Genomic DNA, 6,651 nt, shown 5'->3' with positions numbered 1-6,651 from the left:
GAGGTTTCCAAATGAGCCGCTACGAATGGCCGCCAGCCGGCACCGATGCACGCGCCCTCGAAAAAGCATTGGAACGCGACCGCTTCATCGCACGCCGTCGCTCATCGCCGGATCGCGTTGAACCCACAGCCCCCGCGACCGGCGCAAAAGCCAGGACACCCATCGCACCCCGCGCCCCCGCCAGCGGCCTCGCCAACCTATGGCAACCCCTCGGCCCCGCCACCATGCTGGGTGGCCACGCCACCGGCAAGCCCCGCGTCACAGGCCGCATCAATGCCCTCTGCGTGCACCCGGACGGCGACCGCATCTACGCCGCATCGGCCAACGGCGGCGTTTGGTACTCGGCCAACGGCGGTGCAACTTGGGAATCGCTCGGAGGCACCGATGCCACGCCCATCGCAGGCATCAACGGCGCCTTCACGCGCAATGCCTGCAGCGCCATCGCCGTCGCCTTCGGCACCGGCGCCGACCCCGACGTGGTCTACGTCGGCACCGGCGAGGTCACGCACCCCTATGGCGTACAAGCCCGCGAATGGATGTCAGGGCAGACGGGCCGGCCCTTCGGCGGCATCGGCATCCTGCGCGGCACGCATGCGGCGGCAGCCGGCTCACCCGTGACCTGGACGCGCGAGGCCAGCAACCTGGTCGGCAACGGCGTCTACCGCATCGCACTCGAACCCGGCGGCACCGGCGCCATCGCCGCCACGCTCACGGGTCTCTGGCAGCGCCCTGCCGCAGGCGGCGAATGGGTACGCACCAGCGGCACGCCCTTCGACACGCTGGAGGTCGAATGCACCGACGTGATGTGGACCGCGGCGGCTGGCCCGCGCCCCGCCCGCCTTTGGGCCTGGGTGCAGAGCGGCGCCAATGCCGGCCTGTGGGTGCGCGCCATCGGCCAGGCCAACTTCTCGCGTGTCGAGACCCCCGGCTCGCGTGGCCGCCGCGCCGTGCTCTCGGCCTCGACGCCACCCGACCAGGTCTGGGTCTTCGCCGACCAGCCCGATGACACGACCATCGGCCCCACCGCCGCCGTCGGCGCGACTGCCGCCGCACGCGCAGCCTTCTCCGTCGCCCTTGGGCACGCGACGCCCCAAGAAGACACATGCAGCGAAGAGCCGCCCGGTGAACTGCGCCAGGGCTACATCCGATTGCGCGGCGGCCGCGTGATCAAGCCGGTGACCTACGAAGCCGTCAACGGCAAGGCCTACTTCCAGGGCTGCATCCATCTCGGTACGGTCAAGCAGGTGGAAGCCTTCAGCGCGAAGGTGCGCAAGAGCCTGGCCGCCGCCAGCATCCGCCCGGATGAAGCGCACACCGCACCGCCCGGCGTGCTGCGCGGCGTCGTGCGCTCGGGCGACGAGTACCGGTGGCCCGGCGGCATCGTGCCGTGGGACTCGCAAGCCGACACCCGCGCGCGTGTCGTCGGCGCCATCGCGCATTGGGAGCAGCACTCGCGCGTCACCTTCGTCGAGCGCACCGCGACCAACCAGGCGCTGTACCCGAACTACATCTCCGCCCAGGTCGGCACCCGTTGCGCGTCGGACGCGGGGATGCAGAACAGCGGCCAGCAGGTGCTGGAACTGGCGGCCGGTTGCACCGTGATGTCGACGGTGCACGAACTCGGGCACGCATTGGGCCTGTGGCACGAGCAGAGCCGCGAGGACCGCGACACCTACGTGCGCGTGCAGATGGAGAACGTGATCGACGGCAAGGGGCACAACTTCGATCAGGAGATCGACGACGGCGATGACGTCGGCCCCTACAACTACGGCTCGATCATGCATTACGGCCGCAAGGACTTCAGCAAGAACGGCCAGGACACCATCGTCCCGCTCGGCGGCCAGGCCATCGGGCAGCGCACCAGCCTGTCGGCGGGCGACGTCGCGACCATCAATTCCATCTACCCGAACATGAAGCGGCCGCTGCTCTTCCGCGTGTCGGCCGCGGGCGCGGCCACGCCGGTCGCGCAAAGGGTGATCGGCCTGCCGGACGTGCTGAAGCAACAGGGCTTCGACGCCATCGCGATGACGGTCGACCCGCACACGCCGGACCGCGTCGTCCTCGGCGGCGCCGACATGGACACCCTCACCGACAGCACGGTGCCCCTCAGCGGCAATGCGGCCATCGTGTGGGCGGATGTGACGGCCATACCCGGCGCGCTGCAGTTCGGCACCGCACCCAACGCCTTCAACATGAACGGCATCGGCGTGCCGCCGACCGTGCACGACCTGAAGTTCAGCAACAACGGCGACCGCCTGTGGGCCGCCTGCGACGGTGGCGTGTTCCGCTCGGACCTGCCCTCGGTGGCGGAGGGCTTCTACGCACGCAACGACGGGATTGGCGCGGCGGAGGTGCTGCAGCTCGGCTGCCATCCGAAATGCGAGGGCCGGCTCGTCGCCAGCCTGCGCGGCGATGTGGTGGCGGAGCGCCAGTCGAACGGTGTGTGGACGCAACTCGAAGGCGCCGGTGCCGGCGGCATCGCCTTCGACCCGTTGTTCCCGCGTGACTACATCGTGCAACGCGGCCCTGGTCGCTGGGCCACGTCGGACGGCCAGCTCACCGGCGACGAACTGGTGACGCGTGGCGCTGCGTCAGCGCGCACCGAGCAAACTTCGAGTGCGCCCTGGTCCGTACCCGCCACCATCGCAAAAAGCCGCGGCGAACCCGCCCCCGCCACACCCAACGTCGGCCAGTTGATCGTCGGCACCAAGCGCCTGTGGTACTCCGAAAACTTCGGCCTGAGCTGGGTCACCCTGCCCACGGGCACCGACCCGCTGCCTTCCAACCTCACGCAGGACGACTTCGAAGAAGCCATCACTGTCTGCACCTGGCAGGGCTCCGAGGTGGCCTGGGTGCTCGGCGAAAGGCGAGTCGTGCGCTATGCACGCACGGCAGGCACGGACGCCACCAGCGGCCCCGGCACCTGGACCTCCGAACTCATCCTTCTTCGCAACATCAAGCCCAAGAAAGACGCCACCTCCGCGGAAGGCCCGATCCGCAAGGCCGGGATCTGGACCGACATCGCCGTCAACCTCGACGCACCGCCCGCCGCCGGCCAGCCGCCCGCCATGCACGGCACACGCGGCGCGGTCTACCTCGGCACCAACGGCCACCCGACCGATACGGAGGTCGACACGCTGTGGTGGTTCAACGGCACCGACAAGTGGTTCCCCACCGGCCTGCGCGCGACCGTGGCGGGCGCACCGGTCACCGCGATCGTGTGCGACCCGGCCTTCCCCCTGGAGGTCTTCGTCGGCACAACGATCGGCGTGTGGAAAGGTACACGCGCCCAAGCCGGCGACGCCGACCCCACATGGACCTGGCAGTCGCGCCTCAATGGCCTGCCCGAGGCCCCCGTCGAGACGCTGAGCATCTTCAGCGACGGCGGCCTGCGCCTCCTGCGCGCTGGCATCGCGGGCCGCGGCGTGTGGGAAGTGCGCCTCGATATCGCCGACTTGCAGCCGCTCACCTACCTCCGCGCCCACGACGACGACCTGCGCCACCGCGCCAGCGCCCTGGCCCTGCAACGCGACGGCCTCACGGCGCGCTCATGGCATGGCAGCCCCGACGTGCGGCCGCGCGTGGCACCCGCAGCCATCCCGGTGCCGACCTCGCTGCCGTGGACCCGCATCAGCTTCATCCTCGACACCGAGGAGTTGCGCCGCTTCCAGGCCGCCTTCCGCGCCTCCACCGGCGACGCGCGCGTCCGCGCCACGGGCGAATGGACCCCGTACTTCGAGGAGGTGCTGAGCTACCACGGCGCACCGGAGCAAGCGCCCGGCATGGTCGGCATCGACGCCGACTTCTGGACCACCCACGTGACCGGCACGAATGCACTGGCCGAGCCGTGGAGCACCGGCGTGCCGAGCGAGGCGGACCTGCATGAACTGACGCCCTCGCTCAGCGAAGGCGAGGCGACGAGCACCTCATGCACGTTGCCGCCAGCGCCCGTGAAGGTGGATGTCGTGGTGCACCACCGCGGCCTCACGCCCCGGCCTGGCGCGGACGTGCGCGTGACGCTGCTGCGACGCGTCGACCCGGATCCCAACAGCCCGGCCAACTGGGCCGATGCGTCGACGTGGGGAACTGCGACAGTGCCTTGGGCGGCGGCAGTGAACGAGGTCCTGAACTCGGCCGCCGGAACCACGGCGCTGGCTTTCGGCGACGGCTGGAGCTTTGTCGGGACGACGAATGCGACGCGGCGCATCAACCTTGCGGGGCAGACGGTGGATGCGCTGCGTGCCGGTATTGCGACCTTCGACCTGGACCTGACCGGCGTGACCGCGAATTCGGTGGTGCTGCTGGTGGCGGTGATCCGGGCGGGTGCGGATGTCGCGCTGGCCGCAGGGCCGTTGCAAACGCTGGCGATGAACAACGCGAGCGTGGCGGTGCGGTCGATGCGGGTGCACGATTCCTGACGCCCAAGCGCCAACGGGTCCTTGGGCAATTTCCGAAGCTGCGGTTCGGAAATCTTCCCAGACGGGTCGGGCTGTCGCTACCCGCTGGCCACACGATGTAGGCCACCGCAAAGTCCACAGCAAATCACCCCCCCGGCGGTAGCATCCCCCGCCACCCAAAAAAGGATTCACCATGGACCCCCTCCTCGGATCGATTCAGTTGTTCGCCTTCAACTACGCCCCGAAAGGCTTTATGTTGTGCGACGGATCCCTGCTCCAGATCCAGCAGAACACGGCGCTCTTTTCGCTCTTCGGCACCATGTATGGCGGCGATGGCGTGACCACCTTTGCCTTGCCCAACCTGAAAGGGAAGGAGCCGGTTCCGGGTTCCGTCTACTGCATCTGCGTGGCCGGCGTCTACCCGTCGCGGCCGTAGTCGCCAGCACGCCGGCGGGTCCGGTACGATGCAGGCAGCCCTCCCTCTCCGCCTGACCATCACCGGCCCCATGACCTGCCTCACCAAGTACCCCGCCGCCCTGCTGTTCGGATTCGCCCTCGCCGGCTGCGGCGTGGTGCCGAATGACGTGGTCCATCTGCGCAACGGCAACCTGCGCGCGTCCAGCTACAACGAAGCCGGGACCTACTGCGAGAACAAGCAGTTGACCGCCCGCTACCTGGCCAAGGCGCCCGCCGAGTCCGGCGTCGATTTCCGCTGTGAGTGAATAGCCCGGCCTGGTCTCGTATCAGCGCAGATGGTGAGAAGATTTTCGTAGCGAGGGCGCCAGCCGGGAGGCCGGGTTCGCGGAACGGAACCGCACTCTCGTGCGGTGAGGACCGCAGGCCCGAGATCGGCGGCCGCAGTAGAAAAGCTTCTCACCTTCTCACCACTTGTTGCGCAACTCGCGTAGCTTGACGAACACCGTCCTCGCATCCGGATGCTCCGGCAAATCCGGAAACTCCGCCCGCAGCACCGCGATCACGCTCGGGCTGGCCAGGCGCAGGAAGGTGTTGATCCGTTTCTCCTCCTCCATCGTCGTCACGCGCGCCTTCGCCGGGTCCTGGTCCGACACCTCGGGCAACAGCGCCTGCGCAGCCGCGTTGTCCGGCTCGCGCGCCAGCGTGAAGCGCAGGTTGTTCTCGATGTAGTCGTGGCCCGGGTACACGCGCGTGTTGGCGGGCAGCTTGGCGAGCTGGTCGACGAAGGTGGTGTACAGACTGTCCGCGCTGCCGCCGTTATGAACGTTGCCGGCGCCGGCGTTGAACAGCGTATCGCCGGAGAACAGGGCCGGCTGCTCGGTATGCGCGAGCAGGCAGATGTGGCACATGGTGTGGCCGGGCGTGTCCATGCATTCCAGCTCGACGGTCTTGCCGACCTTGATGATGTCGCCGGCCTTCACACCGCGGTCCACGCCCGCGATGCGCGAGCCCGACTGGTGGTGCGCGATCACCTTGGCGCCGGTCGCCGCGACCACGGCCTCGTTACCGCCGGTGTGGTCGTGGTGCTCATGGGTGTTGAGGATCTGCGTGATGTCCCAGCCCTTGTCCTTGGCCGCGGCCAGGCACTTCTGGTGGTCCAGCGGGTCGATGGCCAACGCCTCGCCGGTCTCGGGGCAGGCGATCAGGTAGTTGTAGTTGCGGTAGGCGTTGCCGGTCCAGATGCGCTCGACGATCATGGGGTTGTGCTCCAAATTTGACGGCGATCATGCCATCGGGCGGAGCGCGTTGGAACCGACCGTCAGGCCGGCGTGCCCGCCTTCGCAGCCGTCCAGTGCTGCAGCTTCTCACGCGCGCCGTTCTTCGCCGGGTCCATCATCTCGTCGTGGTTGGCCCGCTTGGCGCACAGCTCGATCACATAGCCATTGGGATCCCGGAAGTAGATCGAGTCGATGACGCCGTGGTCCGAAGGGCCACGGCATTCCATCCCTTTCTCGCGCGCCTTCGCCATCATCGGCTGCAACACTTCGGCACCAACCTCCAGCGCGATGTGCAGGTCGAAGTCGTGCTGCTGCTTGAACTCGAAGGGCATGTCGTCGACCTCGAAGAAGGCCAGGTGCGAACCGTCGTCCAGCCGGTAGAAGGTGTGCAGCGCATGCGTCTCGCGACCGGTCTTGGTCTGGCCCAGTTCCAGGGTGGTGACCAGTGGCAGGCCCAGGAAGTCCTCGTAGAAGGCGCGCGTCTCTTCCGAGTCGCGGCAGCGGTAGGCGTTGTGGTGCAGCTTGCGGATCATGGGGTGCTCCTTGGTTCGTAACGCGCG

Annotated in this window: 4 protein-coding genes and 1 pseudogene; 3 read left to right on the top strand and 2 right to left on the bottom strand. The window is 68.4% G+C overall.

Features of this window, described 5'->3' with window-relative positions:
- The first annotated feature begins 11 nt into the window (after window positions 1–11).
- The 3 genes and pseudogenes from WKW82_RS16925 (at window position 12) to WKW82_RS16915 (ending at window position 5,119) form a co-directional block, all read left to right on the top strand.
- Window positions 12–4,418 (top strand): M12 family metallopeptidase, encoded by a 4,407-nt coding sequence (locus WKW82_RS16925; RefSeq protein WP_340343472.1) that lies wholly within the window; start codon window positions 12–14, stop codon window positions 4,416–4,418.
- Between the two features lie 172 nt (window positions 4,419–4,590).
- A pseudogene (locus WKW82_RS16920) lies at window positions 4,591–4,779 on the top strand (phage tail protein); the annotation flags it as partial.
- 124 nt (window positions 4,780–4,903) lie between these two features.
- A complete protein-coding gene (locus WKW82_RS16915) occupies window positions 4,904–5,119 on the top strand; it encodes a hypothetical protein (protein WP_340343471.1) in 216 nt (71 codons plus the stop codon).
- A gap of 159 nt (window positions 5,120–5,278) precedes the next feature.
- Here the strand turns inward: WKW82_RS16915 and WKW82_RS16910 are convergent, their stop codons facing one another.
- Window positions 5,279–6,070 carry a hydroxyacylglutathione hydrolase gene (locus WKW82_RS16910; RefSeq protein WP_340343470.1) on the bottom strand — a complete coding sequence of 264 codons (792 nt, stop codon included), beginning with the start codon at window positions 6,068–6,070 and terminating at the stop codon, window positions 5,279–5,281.
- Window positions 6,071–6,132: 62 nt separating this feature from the next.
- Window positions 6,133–6,624 (bottom strand): VOC family protein, encoded by a 492-nt coding sequence (locus tag WKW82_RS16905; protein ID WP_340343469.1) that lies wholly within the window; start codon window positions 6,622–6,624, stop codon window positions 6,133–6,135.
- Window positions 6,625–6,651 lie beyond the last annotated feature (27 nt).

The sequence above is a fragment of the Variovorax rhizosphaerae genome, assembly GCF_037889975.1.
In the GTDB taxonomy this organism is placed as follows: Bacteria; Pseudomonadota; Gammaproteobacteria; order Burkholderiales; family Burkholderiaceae_C; genus Variovorax; species Variovorax rhizosphaerae.
The sequence above is the reverse complement of the archived record's forward strand: the minus strand, read 5'-3'. Positions and strand labels throughout refer to the sequence as shown.